The sequence below is a fragment of the Candidatus Hodarchaeum mangrovi genome (assembly GCF_975850365.1).
The window spans coordinates 22,384-41,417 of sequence record NZ_CDLCQJ010000144.1; the positions used below are offsets into that span (position 1 = coordinate 22,384).

General features: G+C 31.3%; 15 protein-coding genes. 3 read left to right on the forward strand and 12 right to left on the reverse strand.

Annotated features, from left to right (window positions below):
* Nucleotides 1–3: 3 nt before the first annotated feature.
* The 6 genes from ACWVCY_RS13760 to ACWVCY_RS13785 all read right to left on the reverse strand — a co-directional run bounded on the left by ACWVCY_RS13760 (nt 4) and on the right by ACWVCY_RS13785 (nt 7,222).
* Nucleotides 4–456 carry a GNAT family N-acetyltransferase gene (locus ACWVCY_RS13760; protein ID WP_455143514.1) on the reverse strand — a complete coding sequence of 151 codons (453 nt, stop codon included), beginning with the start codon at nt 454–456 and terminating at the stop codon, nt 4–6.
* 101 nt (nt 457–557) lie between these two features.
* Nucleotides 558–1,274: a hypothetical protein gene (locus tag ACWVCY_RS13765; protein ID WP_455143515.1), complete on the reverse strand. Its 717-nt coding sequence runs from the start codon at nt 1,272–1,274 to the stop codon at nt 558–560.
* 864 nt (nt 1,275–2,138) lie between these two features.
* Nucleotides 2,139–4,214 carry an alpha-amylase/4-alpha-glucanotransferase domain-containing protein gene (locus ACWVCY_RS13770; protein ID WP_455143516.1) on the reverse strand — a complete coding sequence of 692 codons (2,076 nt, stop codon included), beginning with the start codon at nt 4,212–4,214 and terminating at the stop codon, nt 2,139–2,141.
* A 29-nt stretch (nt 4,215–4,243) separates the two neighbouring features.
* Nucleotides 4,244–5,032, reverse strand: coding sequence for a hypothetical protein (locus tag ACWVCY_RS13775; protein ID WP_455143517.1), 789 nt, complete (start codon nt 5,030–5,032; stop codon nt 4,244–4,246).
* 4 nt (nt 5,033–5,036) lie between these two features.
* Nucleotides 5,037–5,585: a Rab family GTPase gene (locus ACWVCY_RS13780; RefSeq protein WP_455143518.1), complete on the reverse strand. Its 549-nt coding sequence runs from the start codon at nt 5,583–5,585 to the stop codon at nt 5,037–5,039.
* A gap of 185 nt (nt 5,586–5,770) precedes the next feature.
* Nucleotides 5,771–7,222, reverse strand: a complete 1,452-nt coding sequence (locus ACWVCY_RS13785; protein ID WP_455143519.1) for an acetate--CoA ligase family protein — start codon at nt 7,220–7,222, stop codon at nt 5,771–5,773.
* Between the two features lie 247 nt (nt 7,223–7,469).
* Between ACWVCY_RS13785 and ACWVCY_RS13790 the strand changes: the two genes are divergently transcribed.
* Complete coding sequence (locus ACWVCY_RS13790; protein ID WP_455143521.1) at nt 7,470–10,100, forward strand: hypothetical protein; 2,631 nt, start codon at nt 7,470–7,472, stop codon at nt 10,098–10,100.
* Nucleotides 10,101–10,111: 11 nt separating this feature from the next.
* Here ACWVCY_RS13790 and ACWVCY_RS13795 read toward each other — a convergent pair whose 3' ends face one another.
* A complete protein-coding gene (locus ACWVCY_RS13795) occupies nt 10,112–11,587 on the reverse strand; it encodes a M3 family metallopeptidase (RefSeq protein ID WP_455143522.1) in 1,476 nt (491 codons plus the stop codon).
* A 151-nt stretch (nt 11,588–11,738) separates the two neighbouring features.
* Between ACWVCY_RS13795 and ACWVCY_RS13800 the strand changes: the two genes are divergently transcribed.
* On the forward strand, nt 11,739–12,566 hold the full coding sequence (locus ACWVCY_RS13800; protein WP_455143523.1) for a hypothetical protein: 828 nt from the start codon (nt 11,739–11,741) through the stop codon (nt 12,564–12,566).
* A 10-nt stretch (nt 12,567–12,576) separates the two neighbouring features.
* Here the strand turns inward: ACWVCY_RS13800 and ACWVCY_RS13805 are convergent, their stop codons facing one another.
* Nucleotides 12,577–13,656: a hypothetical protein gene (locus ACWVCY_RS13805; protein WP_455143524.1), complete on the reverse strand. Its 1,080-nt coding sequence runs from the start codon at nt 13,654–13,656 to the stop codon at nt 12,577–12,579.
* A gap of 114 nt (nt 13,657–13,770) precedes the next feature.
* Here ACWVCY_RS13805 and ACWVCY_RS13810 point away from each other — a divergent pair, with 114 nt between their 5' ends.
* Nucleotides 13,771–14,391 carry a DUF1405 domain-containing protein gene (locus ACWVCY_RS13810; RefSeq protein WP_455143525.1) on the forward strand — a complete coding sequence of 207 codons (621 nt, stop codon included), beginning with the start codon at nt 13,771–13,773 and terminating at the stop codon, nt 14,389–14,391.
* Between the two features lie 9 nt (nt 14,392–14,400).
* Here the strand turns inward: ACWVCY_RS13810 and ACWVCY_RS13815 are convergent, their stop codons facing one another.
* From ACWVCY_RS13815 to ACWVCY_RS13830, 4 genes are all read right to left on the reverse strand, one after another.
* The gene (locus ACWVCY_RS13815) at nt 14,401–14,856 is read right to left on the reverse strand and encodes a peroxiredoxin (RefSeq protein ID WP_455143526.1); all 456 of its coding nucleotides are present in this window, start codon (nt 14,854–14,856) and stop codon (nt 14,401–14,403) included.
* A gap of 72 nt (nt 14,857–14,928) precedes the next feature.
* A complete protein-coding gene (locus ACWVCY_RS13820; protein WP_455143527.1) occupies nt 14,929–15,345 on the reverse strand; it encodes a nucleoside 2-deoxyribosyltransferase in 417 nt (138 codons plus the stop codon).
* Nucleotides 15,346–15,355: 10 nt separating this feature from the next.
* Nucleotides 15,356–16,132 (reverse strand): hypothetical protein, encoded by a 777-nt coding sequence (locus ACWVCY_RS13825; RefSeq protein ID WP_455143528.1) that lies wholly within the window; start codon nt 16,130–16,132, stop codon nt 15,356–15,358.
* A 490-nt stretch (nt 16,133–16,622) separates the two neighbouring features.
* Nucleotides 16,623–18,839 carry a HEAT repeat domain-containing protein gene (locus ACWVCY_RS13830; RefSeq protein WP_455143529.1) on the reverse strand — a complete coding sequence of 739 codons (2,217 nt, stop codon included), beginning with the start codon at nt 18,837–18,839 and terminating at the stop codon, nt 16,623–16,625.
* Nucleotides 18,840–19,034: the final 195 nt, after the last annotated feature.

Here is a 19,034-nt window from a genome sequence, read left to right on the forward strand (position 1 = left end):
TAATTAGAGGGGAAAATATGCATACGTAATAATATCCTCTTTAAAGAGTTCCTTTCTCAATAAACCTTCTGGGATAAAACCTAATTGAGTGATAAGACATCTCAATGGAAAATTATTGGGACGTACTAAAATCTTGATCTTTGTCCAATTTTTTTCTCTAGCAAGATCAATTACTGCTCTTAATAGAGTTGATCCTATTTTTTTTCTTCGATATAATGGTTCTACACCAATCATCATGATTGATGAAGGAAATCCTCTTATCTCTCCTTCTAATAAAACAAAGCCTACTATATTATTCTCTTCTTCATGAATTAGTAAAAATATGTTTTCTTGCTTTAATAATTCTTGAAAATATGAATTAGATGGAACTTCCATTCCTTTTTCTATTTCTTCAGAAAGACAAATTTGAATTAAATCAATTATGCGTGAGAAATCTTCTTGAAAAGTTCTTGTCATTCTTGTTCGCACTATAAAAAAGTTTGTAGTTTTTAATTTTTATCTTTAAAGAAAAAAATAACAAATCAATTTGAAACCCCTAAAAAGCATTTATAACTAAATCATGTAGGTTGAGGTTCTAAAAATAAAGACCTCAAATAGGAATGAATAGATCTACTACCTATCACCTCTAAATCTGAGGAAATAGGTAAACAATAACGAATACTTATATTATTTTCATTTAACGTGAGAAAAGCTACTAGTACAATATTTTCCTGTAAATGCCCTGCTTGATAAGTAAGGATTATTGTATTTGGAGTAAAATCTTGTACAAACTCACTTAATTGGATAAAAAGTGTCTGATAAAGGAGAAAACTGAATTGTGCTTTACTAAATATTTCTTGAATGTGCTTTGCTAAAAATTCATGAACTCCTCGCCATCCAAATCCTAATGAACCTAATTCTACAGTTTCCACGGTATCAATATCAATTTCTTTCCCAGAGATTTTTGTTTTTATTTGAAGAAATTGAATTGGAAAAATATATTCTAATTCATCAAGAGGAATATTTTCTCCAAAACCACAGGAATAAATTAATTCAAACCAAAATGTGTCTCTTTCCTCAAATCGATGCAATAAATAGCAAAAATCTTTTGTAAAATGCCTTTCGAGAGATTTAAACAATTTTTCAAGATTATTTGATAATTTACCTTTGATAGATGGGACCCCGCTTCCATATAGCCCCTCACAAAGAAAAAAAATGCGGAATCTATTTTTTTGAACCGTAAATAATCCTATCCCTTCATTGTCTGGGATTTTATACCCATAAATTCCAGACATTAAGTACTCACTCTTTTCTTCAACTTCAGAAAGAGCAACAACTAGAGCGGTATATAGACTACCTCCTAATTCGGGTTCTAACTCACTTCCAATCCTTAAATGACAATGTCCAATAATCTGCGAACATTGAATACATTGAATCCAGATTTGACTTATAACAACAATAATTTATCACCCATAGATCATTCTTATCCTATTTTTTAGCTTTTGGTCTTGCTCTATCAACAACTATTTATCAAAATGTTTAATTATTGCAGATATATATAAATTAGTCCCAATTAGCTTCTAACCTGCTATAACTGATATGTTATTCATTTGAAGATCCTTGATTAACTCTGAATTCTCTGTTTCCATAATTTCTAGTTTTATAAATGGCACCTTTCAGATAATATATCAATAAAATGACAATAATTGCCCTGTAAGATGAGTTCTTTCTTAAAATCAGTCAATCTTAATATTAAGACTGAGGAGGAATGAAATATTTCGATTTTGCTATGTTATATAAATTTCTACATATTTAATCTATTATTTAATTTTCATGTCATGTAAGCTACTAGGTTATTATTTGAGATTTCTAATCGTTATGAATTTTAGGATTAAAAAACAAAACACTCCATCAATTGTCAAATTTTTTCATTTTAATAGAATGATCTTTTAAGAGTGATTCAGAATCAAGAATAGAAGAGTTTATTAACCCTTAAGTATCATATGTACCCAGAGAATAAGTGAATGCAGCAGTAAGTAAGATAAGATTGATTATGGATTTTGTATTTACCTTTGGAAGTGGATTTCTACTTTTTATTGGTATCGTCCTTTTATTATTTATCCTAAGCTAAATAATTCTAAAAGTAAAATTATATATTTTTAGGCTTCTATTAGATTTTTTAAAATTAATTTCACCGTCAATTTAGTATTATTACTTAAAATAGGAAATTGGGGAAAAATAGAAGTTCCTTGATATTTTTTTTCACAACCTAATCCACCTACGATGAATGAAAAAATTGGAGTGATAGTGCATAAACAAGACTCGCCAAATAAAACCGTTAAACAAACCATTTCTTGTTCATTCATATCTAGAAAATCGATTGAATCCATATTTTCATGAGTTGATGTTGACTCGATACATATTGGTTCGTTCTTAGCTATAATTTTAGTTTTATATGGATGAGAATTTAAGATTAAATTTATTTCTGGAACAAAATCAATATTTAACGTGTTATACCTAGAAGAAACGGTTATTGAATAGTTTACATTGATCTCATTCTTTTCTAGTCGAATTTTTTTGATTATTTTAATTGGTACTTGACCTTCAGGTAATCGAACCTCTCCTACTCTTTTCAAGGCAAGTAGATCATTTTTATTCTCAATAATGTGATATGGTTTGTTAATAAAACCTCCAATATCAATAGATTTATTATTTTGTATTTGTTCAGGAGTAGAATTCCTAGGTACAATATGATCCTGAAACGCCCATTTTTCATATTGATCAATAATTCCTGAAAATTCTGAAGAGTGATAAGATTCTTGCACAGGGGTTAAAACATTGAGAAAATTATATCTAGCTTTTTTGAAAAACAATGCAAAAATTGAACCCCCTTTTTTTGAAGATACAAAACAGGATATATATTCGTTCTTCATTATTCCATCTTTATAACCATCCAATAAAACGTCTATTATTGATACAATTTGGTGATTTTCATCCAAAGAATTCAATTCTTTATCTATTTCAATATCTGCATCGATTAGACTTTTGTATATTTGATGTCGCAGATGTTTTAGATATACACCTCCAAATAAACCGTGCCAATAGGCATCATTGGATTGAGCTGCTAAAATTTTTCTTAAAATTAAATTATATTTCATTTTGGAAATTGGAATTTCCCTATCCAACAGGGAATCAAGCTTATATCTAATATATAACATAATTTTATGCATAATATTAGCTTGAGAGTACTTAACCAAAAAATTTCTAAAAATTGACCCGCTTACATAATATTTGATTTGATTTTCTGAAAATAAATTTGTTTTCTCAATTTTAAACCTAAGAGGTTCAGGAAGAGCCCAAATTGACAGTTTATCATAAGAAGAAGAAGGAAAATAAACAAGCTGATATGGGGGAATTTTTTTTAAAAACATGGATAATAAAGGGGTCTTAATCCAGTTTGTATTAGAAATATATTCAAAAAATTCCTCCATCCATGGTTTTCCTTCATATCCACTTATATAGCATATTTCATAAGTTGTTTTATTTCCTGCAGGCCATTCTCCTAGCTTTTCTACATCGGAAGAAAAAACTAACATTTTATCTGTTTGGGGATCACGGATGTCTCTTATATAAGAAATTGTTTTATCTACTTTTTTCCAAGGAACTAAGTATCGTAAATTTTCATTTATAGGACAAATTATGACAGTTTTTCCTTGATCTTCTGTAATAAAAGGATTGTACGTTTCTTCTTCTTTAAAACCGAGCTTTAATAATAAATGAGAATCTAAAAATGTATACTCTAACTTCAATTGATTTAATAAAATTGGTAAATGTGGTACCCATACTCTTTCTGCCAACCAGATACCTTTAGGAACAATTTCATATCTATTTTTCCACCAATCATTTAATAATTTAATCTGTTCAATTTTGTCATAATCAGATATCATGGATAGAATTGGTTCGTAAAATCCACCAGTTAAAATCTCAATTTGACCTCTTTTGAGGAGAAAATGGATTTGTTTAAGATATTCAGGGTGATGGTTTATTAACCAACTTAAAAGATTTCCACAAAAATGAAAATGTGCTTTTATCTTTGGATATTCTTGTATTAATTTGACAAGAGGTAAATATGCTTTATTATATGCGTTTTCTATGATATGATCAAAATTACCGTAAGGTTGGTGAAAATGAAAAATAAGAGGAAAAAAGACTGAACTTTCTTTTATGGAGTTCATCAATAACCCTTCTTAAAAGAGAGAAGGATTTAGGTAAATAGATTTCTAATCTCATCGACCTTTTGTTCTACTCTTTCAACTGCTTTAGCTGGTGAAAAACTAGGTTCTACATCAACGAGTAGCAGCAACCCCTCACCAAGTATATATACAAAAATATTAGAGACACCAGATATTGCCATAAAATACTTTGGTTTTTCAAGATGAGAAGCAAAAGCACCCCGAATAGCCCGAACAGCAGCAGGCAAGATGTCAACATTCATTCTATTTACAATAATTGCTCCCGTAAACGATGAAATACATGCTCCACGAATCGCATCATCACTAGTTACCCATGCATATAGACATTCATCAACTGTTTTTTTCATAGATTCAGACATATAGCGAGACTCTCCAGTCATAACTGTATCTAAAGATTCATAGAACATTTCTTTTTCTGTAATTGAGAGTCTAACGCTTCTTTTAGTGATTTTATCTCCAAAAGATCCTAAGAAAAGTGTCATAAGTGTTCTTAATTTAAATTCAATATCTAATAGAGACGCACTTGCTGCAGCTACTAAACAAAATAATCCTTCAGCTCGAAGAATTCCTGCAATTCTCATAGATGCAAAATCCAAATTGTATATTTGGCCCTCATCAATCGATTCCTCTTTTAAACTTTGAGATACTTCATATGCTGAAGTCAAAAGAGTGTGAATCGCAGCAGGAGGAAAATTTTCTCTATTTTTTTCTGAACGAAAATCTTTACTGATTAACAATTTTCCTGATGAACTGAAAGCAAAAAAAGCCAAAAAAGCTTCTAATTCATTAAATGATACCATGTTTTCATTCACCAAGAATCAATTGACCCATATGAATAAAAGCATCTTGAACCTTAGCTCCAGTTTTTGCGGATGTTGTAATAAATTGATTAGCATCGAAGCGTTTTAAAATCGTTGTTTCATCTTCAGGTAGTTTTCCTTTTGCAATATCCTCTTTATTGCCAATTACAATTATTTTAGCCTGAGGACTTTGCTCCTTAACGTCAGCAAGCCATCTATCTAATTTTTGATAGGTCGTTTCAGGCCGTGAAAGATCGAAAACGAGAAATACTCCATGAGCTTTCTTCAAATAAAGATGACGAAAATTTGTAAACGAAGATTGTCCTGCTACATCCCAAATTTGGAAAGATACCTCCTGATCTTCATCCGTTTTAGGTTTAGGGATATTAACTGTTTTGGATAGGAAATCTACTCCTAAAGTTATTTGGTAACCCTCTTTAAAAAAATTATCAACATATCTTTTAATAAGAGAAGTCTTTCCAACTTCAGGTTCTCCGACAAGAAGTAATTTGAATGCATACTTCGGACCTTTAACTTTCTTTCTTAAAACCAAAAAATCGACTCCAATTAATTAATTTTAATTGCATTCTACAATTCTTTATTTTTTGTTAAATTCGTATTTTATAAGTTGTTAAAAATCTATCTTTTAATTAAGACTGAAAGCTTTTTCTATTCAAAAATTTTTACCCATTTTGAATAATGTGCCTTTAACTCTCATTCTAAAAATAACTAATGGAATTAACTCTTTTGTGATTGAGATTTCATTCTTCTTAAGAAGCTTGAATATCGAATTAGGTGACTTAAAGCTTTAACAGTAGCAGAAGGTTGTACATATGTTGGAATCCCTAATCTCTCCATTTTTGACGCAAATACTAACGCCTCTTCTCCACCCATGGTTAATATAATGAATGGTTTCTCCTTGATCCATGATTCTTCCTTTAATAATATCACCATTCTATCTGCAAAATCTTTGGGATCAATATATGGAGGAGCAGTCAAAACAACTAAAATAACTGCATCAACATTTATATCTTCCTTAACAACATTCAATGTGGCAAAATATTGTTCATTTGTACTAGAACCAGTTAAATCTACAGGATTGGATTTGACATATAAACGTGGAAGAAGTTCTTCCAATCTATTAACAGTTTCTTTTTTGAAATCTGCCAATTCTAATCCTTCCAGTCCTATACAATCAGAAATCATAACAGCAACTCCTCCACCATTCGATATGACAGCAATACGATTACCTTTAGGCATCGGTTGTGTAAACATTTTTGCAGCATTAAGCATATCTTGCCAATCATCAACACGAATTACACCAGCATCCTTTAGTAAATCATCAACTATTTGATCATTTGAAGCAATTGATGCCGTATGAGATGAAGCAGCTTGTGCACCAGCTTTTGTCCGGTTACCTTTAATTAAAATAAACGGTTTTTTTATGCTAGCGAATTTTGCAGCCTCTAAAAATCTTCTAGCATTTTTAAAACCTTCTAAATATCCTAAAATTACTTGAGTATCGAAATCGTTACCTAGATATTCAAGAATATCTGCTTCATTAATATCTGTGGCATTCCCAAATGATATAAATTTACTAATCCAACCTCCAAATCCTAAATGAAACATTTCGGATAAGAAAGCTGCACCAAAAGCTCCACTTTGTGTAAAAAAACTCATAGGTCCTGTACTTGGTCTTTGTACTTTATCACGTTGTAAAAAAATTGTATCTATTTTATTCTTCGGAACATACAACCCTAAACAATTAGGTCCAATAAACCTAATATCATACTTCTTACATACTGCAATTAGTTGATTTTCAAGAATTTTGCCTTCTTCCCCTGTCTCTCCAAATCCCCCACTAAGAATGACTAGTCTCCTTATTCCTCTCTTCCCACATTCCTCTGTAACACTGGGAACAACTGAAGCAGGAACCACAATAATTGCTAAATCTACAGTCCAAGGGATATCCATGACAGAATTATATAATGGCTTTGTAAAAAGTCTTCCCTGCCTTGGATTTACAAAAAATAAATCTCCATCAAAATCACTATCAATGAAGTTCCGAGAGACAATATTTCCTGGAGACTGATCTTTTTTAGAGGCACCGACAATTACAATTGATTTTGCTTCAAAAAAATCGGCTAGGACATGTTTTTCGGGAGTTGAACCTAAAATATTTTGACTCAAGTAAATCACTCACAAAGTTCCTTGATTAATAATTCAAAATTGGGATTAGATCTTATATTAATAGATTTAAAGATATTCTTCTTAAATAGACCTTTATTTTATACAAAAGTCGAATAAGATGAATTACTTGATTTAATTCTAGATAATCTATTACTTGAAATTCAGTTAATATCTTATACTAAGATGACATAACAATTAATGTATCATAATTGTTTTTTGATCTGTTTCACATCATGGAGTAAAAAATATGTCACAAGATTGGGAAATTAAGTTTAAACTCCAAGCAGAGAATCGATCTGAGGAGTTTAAATTTATGGTTAATACTCTTGAAGGAATTGAACCAGGAGTTGAAATTCCTTCCTTTCCAAAAGATAAATTAATTCGGGCTTTACGCACTCACAGTGAAAATAACCATTATCAATTGTACAAAGGAAAAATATCAGATCTACAGTTCAAAAAAACAAGTAAATATCGTAGTGATCAAGAGATACATATTTTAATGATTGTCCTTGAAAAACTAGGTCCAATTTCCTTAATATTTACAAATAAATTTGAATATTTAGTTCTAGAGGGAATTGATTCGAATTATAATTACCTTGGAACTGAAGCATTAATTAATATCCTTATTCAGATAATTAAACCTGAATCATCAGCTGTAGAAGGAGTAGGAAAAATTAAGACAATTTATCATGCTTCAAACTTCGAGATTATTGAACGATCTCAAATATCTCAACCTTTCCTTGAAACTACAGAAGGTCAAGTCCTTATTTTTGGATTAAGTATTATTTTACCTACATTATTCACCATCGTTCTACCATCATGGGTACTAGAGACAACCTTTAGCTACCTTTTTGCCTTATCTACTTTTTTAATATTAGCCTGTATTTACCCCATCTTTAAAAGATCAACACGTCATGCACCCCTTTCTTTTATTTCGATACTAACTAGTTATTTAATCATCGAGTCATTAATCCACATTGGAATGCTCTCTGTAAGAAACCCCTGGGGGATTTTTAATAATATTTCACGTCAGAATTTGATTGGAATATTAAAAAATCAAACAATTCTTCAAGCTGCAGGAAATCCTCCTTTATTTCTCGGGATCGACATTTTAGCATTAATTGTTCCATTTATTGATGTAATAATATTATGTTTGATTCCTTTTACTATTGCTGTAGCATTATCTGGAATTTTAGAAATTTACAATTGGAGTTTAAAGCGTAGAATTGTAGTTAAATCCTTTTTTGTTGCCTTGTTTTTAGTTTCAATCTTAATTATCCCATTAACCTATCATGCTTTAGGTAAAGGATCGGAAGGTACTCTACATGCTAGCATCGGGCTGACACAGACTATTGAAATGTTTGACCCACAATTCTTAGATAATTTAGGCCAAAATTATGAGAAATTAATGACTTTAATACAATCTGCACAATGGCATCTCGCAAAATCAGGTAATTCATTTAGACAATTTTCAGAAAACCCATTAATAGCCTTTATTCTCCCCTATTTTATTCCAGAGGTTTCTGGAATCCCATTACAGGATCTTCAAGATATTTTAACTTTAACAAGTGTACTAGCGGATTCTATCCCATATGTTCCCAATATTCTTTGGACTATTAATAATTTTCAGGATGGATTTGCCTTAAGTTTTGAAATATTACTTAATTCTCTTCAAACTATTGATTTAATGAATATTGGTGCTAGTTCATCGCAAGAAAATTACAATGTAACAATGCGTGATGCTCTAGCAATAATTCAGCAGGGTATTAACAATTTAACAATAGCTCAAAGCCCATTATTAAATTTGATAGGTTTAATCCAACAAAGACTCGATTATTCAGTTTTTGGAGAAATTTCTGGGCTTTTGGAAGAGGTTGAAATGGATGTTCCAATTTTAATGACGATTATTACTAGTATTGTTCCATGGATTAATAGCACTTACAAACTTACCCTAGCTTTGACTGAATTATATGAACATTCTAATTTTTCATCAAATTTGTTGAATAATGCTCGCAATGAATTTGAATTGGCGGATGAAATCCTTTCTATAAATTTAACATCTCTTCCAAATAATTCAGAAAATTCTTTTATCCCTATTCATGATCTAGTAGATTTTAGCTTGAATCTTTATTCTATTAGCAAATTATATCTTTATACTGTTGATAATGCTTCGTTACTTTTTCAAGAATTAAATTCAACGATGTCATTATTCCAAGATATTGATCTGGCAAATTCATCAAATATTTATGATCCAATATGGGTGTTTATACAGCAAGGATTAGCAAGCACAGAATTTTATTTAAATCAGACGAAAAACAGTTTATTAGAAATGCAAAGCATCATTGATGTTCAGCAAAGTTCAAATATTGTTTTTGAACAATTAGAACAGTTAAATGATTTTTTCAATTCTCTTAGAGATTTTGTAGAAACCTCTCAAGAAAGATTTAGAGTAATTGATGATTATTTCTCCGCACTTAACTCTACTTATCAATCGATACATTCTTTTAGTCTAGGAAGTAATAGCTTAAATGAAACAATCGGACGTATTATTAACAGTCTTCCGTATGATTTTACTTCTGCAACTGATAATTTCACAATAACTCAGATCGAAGCAAATTATACCTATGCCATATTGGATAATATCTCAACTCATCTCCTCAATGAGACTTCAATAAAAACTTGGCAAGATGTGGTTAAAGGAAATATCACCTCAAGTGAAACCAATTCTATCTATACAAACGCTGAATTATGTCTTGATTTAATAGTTGATATGTCACTTGGTGTTACTCCAATTGAAGCTCAAACGATATATTTCCCAACTTTAGTAATGGTTTTACAACGAATTGAGCAAATTGATTGGGAGCTATTCAATTTTTAAACAATAAATATCTATGTGTCAGGATTCTTTAATTGGTTGTAAGAAAACTCCATTTGAGACTCCAAGTATGGATTGGGATTCATATCCCAAACAGATAAGTCAAATAATCCTCTAGTCGCTGCAAGATCATGAAAAACACCGCCAGCCTGTTTTTCTCTCCAAAATAATTCTCCATATTCATCCATCATCTGGTTGATCCATTCGTAAGCTCTAATACTAGCAAGAATGTAGGAAGGAGCATATAAGTCATAATTAGGAGTGATATGATGAAGTAACCAATAATTTCCTGGTATTTCCCAATAAAATCTTTTAGTAAGATTTGCCCAAACACTAGAAGCTTGATCAATAGAATAATCCCGTTTCCAGTATTCCAGTTTCATTAAACTGTTAGCAGAATAAAATACAAGAAAATATAAACCCATAAAATGTCTTCGATCTATTATTTCGTTAATTGCTTCTTCAGGTAAATCCAATTCCTTTTCTAAGAAAAGCGGGTTTTCTAACAGAGTTTCAAGAAAAATGGAAAAAGTCTCAGCAACGGACATAGGAATCAGATACCTTACCCAAAAGGGATCAGTAGGTATTCCTGAAGATCCATGAATAGCATGACCAAATTCATGAAAGATCGAAGTGAAATCACTGAAAGGTGAAACTTTCTTGTAGATAACTCTGATATCATTGGGAACTGAAACTGAAAAACAAAAAGCACTTGGAGACTTTTTTTCTCGGTCTTCACTATCAACAGAAATGCGTGACAAATTCTCTTCAAAACCCCAATCAACAAGTATTTGTCTAATAATTTTTAATGGATTTTTTTTAGTAAAATATTTATTCAATGGAGAATAAATTTTTCCCCGAGCAACATAAAAATCATCAAAGTATTCAAAGTGATCTTTACCAAGAATTTCTGGAGCATAATGATCAGCTGCTGCTAGAAAAGGTTTTTTTGATTCATCTCCTATCTTGGTGACAAGATCAATCAAATTATCATAACTTATGAATTCCTTCTCTAAATATGCCTGTAGTGGGCTACTTTCATATAAAGAATAAACTTGCTTTGAAATATTAAATTTTTTTTCAATTAATGAAGCAATTTCAGGAGCTTTGATAATAAACTCGTCAAATAAATCCTTTCTATCTTTATTATTTGCTTGAGCATTAAATTGACGCCATGAACCCCAGTTTACAGGTTTTTCATTAAATTGAAATTTATCAGATGCTATAAGTCTATTTCGTGTCTCATATATTGATATTTCAATAGGTAATTTCCTTGCATCAGCAATAGTTGATATGCAATTCAGATAAAATGAACGGGGTTCTGTATAAGAATTTAGAAATTCATTTGATAGATTTAAAAGTACTTGTGATATTGCTTCCATTCTGTCTTTGTTATATTCAAGCCCTGCTTTTTGATTATATCGCTGTTCATTCATTTGAATAGCATATTTTTCAAATTCTTGGGCAATTTCTTCAATAGAACGCGACATAAATTAACACCTTTTGGTTAGATGCTGAGAATAACTAGATCCGCATGTATTCTACATCTTTCTAAAATTCTTTGGAAGAAACCTTTTATACTTTGATTTTGATAAAATCGAAGGTCAATATCTTATATTTTTAGAAATCTGGTGAGTCAAAATGGAACCTCTTGAATTACTTGGAGTTGGATTTGTTACAATAAGTATTATCCTGTGGATTCTATTAGGTATTAAGTTAATTTTATCCTATCGGAGATCACCGAAACCCCAAACATTGTCTTTAGCCCTAGTTCTCATATTTGGGGGAATAGCTATGTTATTCCTAGCCACTGAACAAATATTGCTTCTAACTGGAGCTGATCCCACAATCGGTTCTACACCAATATATGAAATTCTTTCATTTTCAGAAATACCAAATATATTCTTACTTGCTTTTTTTGCAGCAGCATTAGCTTGGATTTCTTCAGGATTAGCAATTATCTTGATGAACTTTTTCACACTTTCATTTTTCCCAGATACTTCAAAAAAGATATTAATTGCTCCAATTTTAGTAATTACGTTATATCTTACTATTATCATCTTTTCTCCCTTCCAATTTGCATATACAGGTTCTGATTGGTCACCAGAACATGATATTACAACCAATTTCATTTTATGGATACTTTTTCTTTTCCCACTTTGGATTGTGACACTGTTATTCTTTTATCTTAGCATTTCACTATTACGTCAGAATTCACCAACATGGCGAAGATTATTCTGGATCTTTATTGCTCAAACATTACTTTCTATAGGATTTACGGTTGAAATTCTTAACCCTCCAGCATTCACAGGCTTAATTAATGATCTTGGAATCCAAATTGCTTTATTTTTATCAGATGCATTTTGGTCAACAAGTTCTCGTTTTCTAATGATGATCTATCCATTACTAATGTGGATTGGTGTTTTTACACCAAACTGGGCAAAAGGAATGTTAGGAGTCTCTTCTTAACATTTTTTACCTACAAAGTATCCATCCAATCAATAAATCGATTAGATACACTAGCTAACAATAATTCTTTTATTAATGGATTTCTTTGTGCTCCAATTTCAGCAGCTACTTCAACAAGTGCTGGATCGTTCGATTTTCTTATTCTTTCCAATTCTTCCTCTCGTTGTTCCTCTGGTTGCGAAAAAACCTCTATCAATTGTCCAGCAACTCTGAGAAGTTTATTTGTTGACTTTTTGACTATTTCTGTAGATTTTTCAGGATTTTTTCGAAGTAATTTTATTAAATTCTTTGAATAGATGCATGGTTTTCCGTTTTTCACTTGCTTTTTATCCAATTCAATTATTACTTCATTTGGATAATTTTTTACAATATTTTTACTAATACCAATGATATCTGCCATAGAAGGGTCAATAATGCTTTCCGTATAGCTAATTTTTCTAAGTGATGCATGAGGTACGAAAAAATCAAGACTATGAACCACTAAATCAATCAAAACTTCAGACCCTCCAGTTACAAACACTGGACGACTACGAAAAAGAGCCCCAATAGCTCGTTCTTCATCTTTCCTAACTTGAGAAAGGAAAAACTCAATACTTCCACCCTCTCTCTTTTCCGAAAGAGTCACTTTCTTTTCAATAATCTGAATTTCTGTTGTTGTTTCCTTCTCTGTTACGTTCCAATCTTTAATCAAATTTTTTAGATTTGGAGACAATGGACTGGATCCAGAATAGATGAAACTATTTTTAAGCTCTGTGATAATTAAATCAGCTTTTAGTTTTAGAAATGGTACCTTAGAATACAAAAAAACCTGTTTCTCTTGAGGTACAATATAAGCAAGAAAACAGGTGCAATTTGAAGCTTCTGAATCAGCTTGTGGTGTTTGAAATAATAAAATAAAAGCTATTTTTCCAAGATTTGAAAATGGAAGGATTGCCTCTGCATTATCAACCTCAGCTGCACTCATCTGTGAGAGTGTCATTTGTGATCGTAACGCGATAAATCTGGCTTCCTCTTCATTCAATCCTTCAAAAAAAATCGGAACAGGTCCTTTTCTGTCAAAAACATTAAATAAAACAGCGCGATCAATCAAGGTATGAAATCACCATGCTAATAATTCGAGGAAATTATTTGGTAATTTTATTAAATATTACTTAAAAATTAGTCTTTAGATATTTATAGGTTATAGATTTTAATTTTAATCATCTTGAAACTAAATAATAAAGCCTTAATAAATCGTATACAAATCTGGGAGTTAAATTTTCTTAGTAATAAATATCTATTACTCCTATTAGTTATTGGTAATGCTATGGGGGCTGTAATTGGCTTTATCTATTATATAGAAATAATTGGTATTGAAGAATACCCAATATTTCTCTGGATTTTAATACCAGATTGCCCCATGGCCGTATTGCTTTTATTAGGGGTTCTATTTCAAGGAAATAATCAAAGATACATAAATTACAATTTTTTTGCCTATATTCAAGGAATAAGAGGAGCAATAATTACATATTTAATAATCTCAAATTTTGGATCACTGGATATTGAAATAGTAATTATAGGACATACATTGCTCTTAATTCAATCAATTTTAATCTTACCTCTTATTATTGGAAAAGGATTATCTAGAAAAACGATAATTCCAATAGGAATTTCCATTTTTAACGATTTTTCGGATTTTTATGGATTTGGAATATATACACCAACCCTAGCGCAGCTTCCAACCATCCAAGAAATATTTGAAGTCTTCGTTTCATTTATATTATTATTAGATTTATTCCTAATCATTATTGGATTAATTTTTCTCCAATATAAATATAAAGAGTAGAATGATTGGTTAAAGCTCCCAGAAACTAATAATCTGATTAGCGTGTTCACTTGTATTTACTTTTTCAACTCCTTCAGCTCCTCCAAAAATCTGTTCAACTCTACCTTCTTCATTCACAAGAAAAGTTATACGTTCAACTCGGTTTCCTGGTTTATAGGCTCCAAATCTTTTTGCTAGTTCAAATTTTTCATCCATCAATAATGGAAAGGGAAGATCAAATTTACCTCTAAAATTTTGATGGGAATTCACGCTGCCACCTGAAACTCCGTAAACTGGGATTTTATTCTTAAGAAAGATCTGATAGTTATCTCGAATAGAACATGCTTCTTTTATGCAGCCAGGTGTGTTATCCTTTGGATAAAAATAAACTACATATTTTTTTCCTTTTAATTTTATTGAATTTACTTCTTCACCAGTATCTGAAACTGTTTGAAAATCAGGTATTTTATCTCCAATTTTTAACATACTGTTCACACTTCAATTTTATGGTAAGTTATTGATTAATAATATTAGATTTGTGGTGAAATTCGAAGAATTTTATAGTGATTTGAGAAAATCATCTAGGATGTTGATAAGATCCTCTTCCCCATTATATGAGCAGAGAAGGAGAGTAGCAGAAGTATTTCCTTTTATCATGGCAGAAATTTTTCGTGTTTGTTCATATACTGCTAAAACAGGCTTCTTTTTTTCTAAAGCAAAAGCAATTTCATAACCGACCCCAGTACTCGGTACCGAAACTTCTGCTATCATAGCATCACAGATATTTAACCATTCAACATCCTGCAGATAAATATCTTCCTCGGACATGTTAGTCTCAATCTCAAGAACATCTGGACTCGCAACATGCTCTGCAAGAACTGTGTAACCTCTATCAATCAAATAATCATGAATTAACGTATAGGTATTTGCCAATTCTCTTCCCCCTCGAATAGAACCAGATAAATAAATTTTCATTGTATTACACCTAGGATATGATACTTTTTAATAAAAGGTTACAATATTCCTTTACTTTAGAATCCTCTGTTGTATTTCGTAATATGGTTAGAGAGGAGGTAAGCAATTCTTTATCTGGAACAGTTGTATCTTTTTCTAAACAATACTCTGTCACACGTTGATATAAAATGGGATTAGAATGGTATAAAGCAGCTAAAATTTGAAAAACATGTTTATCCGTTCTACCTTTTCTTAAATGCTTTATTAATTTTTTTCCTGAACTCTGAAACCGTTGATAAGTTTCCACATTTATTATTGGTAATATTGTTATAAAAAAGGTTTCAGCTCGTTCATTCATCCATCCATATACTTCATTCAGTCCATTAAGAGATCTTTCCCATAATTTTTTTTGTCTTTCATCTTTAAATCCTAATTTCTTCCATGATTTAAATTTATCAAAGAGTAAGGTATATTCTTCAAATCTATCAATTTGAGCTTCTCTTTTACGAATAGTATATTCAAGGGTTCCGATCAAAAAATCTGGACAATAATTTTTCAGACTTTGACTCAAATCTGCCTTAATGATATCATCTTTAGCACTATTCAATACCTTCATTTGACTTACAAAATGCTGTTTCTGTTTTTCAGTTAACCTGATTATATTTCGTTCAATTTGTTCAGCTGCCCAGAAAAGGAATAATAAATTCTCATTTGACTCTAATGAAGTAATTTGTTTAAATAAATCTTCAGAGCTCTGAGCCAAAATAAGGGCAATCACCTGTTCTATTTTAATTTCAGAAGAAGGCATAATTTGAATTTCCTAATCTTTAAATGACTCTTATTATTCTTCGGAATAGATTATTATTGTAATTCTTTACCTGCTACAAGCTGGTTGAAGTGAAATTCGATATATTCTGATCATCTCACAAACAATAATCTCAACAATATTATAATTTATTTCAGTGAATTTTCTATAAATCGATTATTAAAAATTAGTCCATTGTCTATTAAAACAATTTCTATTTGTTTATCTAAATGTTCTAGGATAGTTAGATTAATCACGTCACTAAATCAAATCAATGATCGATGAATAGAAGATTTAATACAACTTTCTATATTTATGGGAACACCAATATTTTAACTAAGTCTTTTAAATAAAGCTCTAATTACAGATAAATTATGATTTAATTGATGAATTAATTCTTAGAAAATTTATTATAGTTATGTATTATGTAGAAAAGATATAATTCTCAATAAAACTAAAAAAAAGGGGGTAAAATTACCCCTTTTAAAGACGATCAACCTAATAACATTCGGTAAACTTCTTTAGGATCATGATCCCCTGGAGCACGAATTTTAAAGCGAATCTGCACCTTTTGACCTGGTTGAACTTCTTCATACATCCATTTCATAGCTCTTCCACCACGCACCGAAGAATGGTCTTCATAGCCTACAGCTGGTTCCTCTTCAGTATCTGAGACTAATTCAAAACCTTGAGGAAGAAAATCAGATATTTCAACATTTTTTATTGTTGCTGTTCCTTCATTCTCACCACGAATGACAATTTCGTATTCATTAGGGTCTTCACTTGCTGTTGAAGAAACCATTTTTCCGATTTTAAGTTTTCTTCGTTTATGAACAACGGTAATTGGGCCTGCTTCAGCCTCTGCTTTGATAGGCTTAACTTCAGGGTAAATATTTCCATAAACCACAACTTGACCTGTGAATTCTTCACTAGGTCGTGCTGTTGCATAAATCGGATATTTGACAAAAACTTCTTCTTCTTGTTCTAACGATCCAATAGGAGAATCTTCTAAATGTTCCATAGTGATAGTGATTGTCTCACCTGATACTGAATATTCAAATTCTTCAAGCTGTACTTCACCTTTACTAATTTCAATTTGATTTTTCTCTGGTGCTTCAAAACCACTTGGGATTTTATCAACAAGTTGAAGATATTGAATTTCAGTACTTCCAATTGATTTTATGATGTGTTCTGATAATACTTCACTTCTACGGAATGATGGTATTTCTAAAGGATCATAACCTTTGGTGACTTCAATTGCCATGAAAGGTAATGCATATCCAGCTAAAATACATTCAGCTTGGATCTCGGCATCGAATAAATATTTCACGCTTAGATCTAAGTCTCGTCCAAATTGCGGAATTTCTTCATCAGATGCGACTGTTATGGTCCAAGGATCAAGTTTGAAAGTTTCGCCTGGATCTATTGAACGTTCTTCCTCAGGAAAGTCTTTTCCTAACCATTCAATACGAACATTTCCTTCTTCAAGTGGGCCTTCGTATATTCTTACTTCTTTAAGATCCATCTCAAATTCGCTTGTGTTTTCAAGCTCAAATTGACAATCAAAGTCTCCTGGATTTTCTTCTTGTTCATCACGAGATATAAATTGAAATACGGAGGAACTACCAGTGATAGTATCAAGTTTGAGGCCTGAAAGACTTGTTTCCATTCCGCGATAGGTGACTACTGTATCACCAATTGTATATGGTTCATTTGATTCTTCAGGTAGAGTGACAGTAAATAGGCAGCTTGCTGTAGCACTTGTTCCTGCAGATAATTTCTCAATTTCCCAAAGAAGATGTCGACCATTTTGGTCTGAGCTTTCGCTCATTCTTCCTTCGTCAGCCTTATAGTCACTTAAACGAGTTGTTTCATCCAAAATATATTTTTTTATCATTATTTTACTTAATGGCCAATTAAAATTATTAGAAACTTTAATTGTAAACCGCATTCCACCTTCTTCACCACGAATAAATAATGGTGGTGAATCCGTTTTCTCTAAATCCCAGAAATCTTCTTCGAGATGTAATTGTGGAGCTGCTAAAGAAAATTCGAATGGGACAAATTTCATTTGTTGGGGATTTAATTCTTTAAGAGCAAATGAATTACCAAAAACAGCTGTTCCTTGTTCTTCATCTGCTTCAAAAGAAACTTCATCCACTCCTTCTAATATTGCATCAATTGCCCATATTCGATCTTTTTTTCCAGTATTCTTTATTTGAACCTTTCCTGTCCCAGTTAAACGCTCAAGCCGTTCTCCATCTTCATCAACCATGTTATTTTCGCGATCGATTTGATATTTCAGATTTTCTAAAAGCTTGACATGCAGACCCGTTTGTCTCTTCTCATGTTCTTCCATCGCTCTAGCATCTTCGCGAGCTCTCTGAGCATCTTTAGCAGAAAAATCTGGACTTTCTGGTAAGGATCGACCAGATTCTTGAAGTTTAAAAGAAACATCTTTGGCTTTATTACGAGTTCCACGATCCTTATCATTCTCTGCTATTCTATTTAAAACTGGAATAGCCTCACGATCATTTAATCTTTCAATTGAATCAATCGCTGCTTTTCTTACGTCCTTTTCAAGGTCATTTTTAGCTGCATCTAAAAGAGCACGTAGAGAAGCTTTTGTACGTACACTTCCTAAAGCTTCTGCAGCGTTCCTACGTGTATTTTTATCACTAGATTCGAGATTTTCAAAATATTGTGACACTCTAACCACACTTCCTTAATACTGTTTATTTAACATGACTAGTGTTTAAAAAAAACTAAAGCTTGAGTCAGTAATAAAAGTTTATCTCCTAAAAAGCTCAAATTTTAAAAAAACCGACAAAAATCAAATTACGACTTAAATTATTATTCAATGATTTTTTGTCCATCCTCCTAAAGCATTTTCGAAAAATTTTCA

Bases quoted from the DNA above. Each gene is read 5' to 3' on its own strand.
- ACWVCY_RS13790 (WP_455143521.1), top strand. From the start codon at position 7,470: ATGTCACAAGATTGGGAAATTAAGTTTAAACTCCAAGCAGAGAATCGA.
- ACWVCY_RS13770 (WP_455143516.1), bottom strand. From the start codon at position 4,214: ATGAACTCCATAAAAGAAAGTTCAGTCTTTTTTCCTCTTATTTTTCAT.
- ACWVCY_RS13800 (WP_455143523.1), top strand. From the start codon at position 11,739: ATGGAACCTCTTGAATTACTTGGAGTTGGATTTGTTACAATAAGTATT.
- ACWVCY_RS13765 (WP_455143515.1), bottom strand. From the start codon at position 1,274: ATGTCTGGAATTTATGGGTATAAAATCCCAGACAATGAAGGGATAGGA.
- ACWVCY_RS13825 (WP_455143528.1), bottom strand. From the start codon at position 16,132: ATGCCTTCTTCTGAAATTAAAATAGAACAGGTGATTGCCCTTATTTTG.
- ACWVCY_RS13760 (WP_455143514.1), bottom strand. From the start codon at position 456: ATGACAAGAACTTTTCAAGAAGATTTCTCACGCATAATTGATTTAATT.
- ACWVCY_RS13795 (WP_455143522.1), bottom strand. From the start codon at position 11,587: ATGTCGCGTTCTATTGAAGAAATTGCCCAAGAATTTGAAAAATATGCT.
- ACWVCY_RS13775 (WP_455143517.1), bottom strand. From the start codon at position 5,032: ATGGTATCATTTAATGAATTAGAAGCTTTTTTGGCTTTTTTTGCTTTC.
- ACWVCY_RS13820 (WP_455143527.1), bottom strand. From the start codon at position 15,345: ATGAAAATTTATTTATCTGGTTCTATTCGAGGGGGAAGAGAATTGGCA.
- ACWVCY_RS13815 (WP_455143526.1), bottom strand. From the start codon at position 14,856: ATGTTAAAAATTGGAGATAAAATACCTGATTTTCAAACAGTTTCAGAT.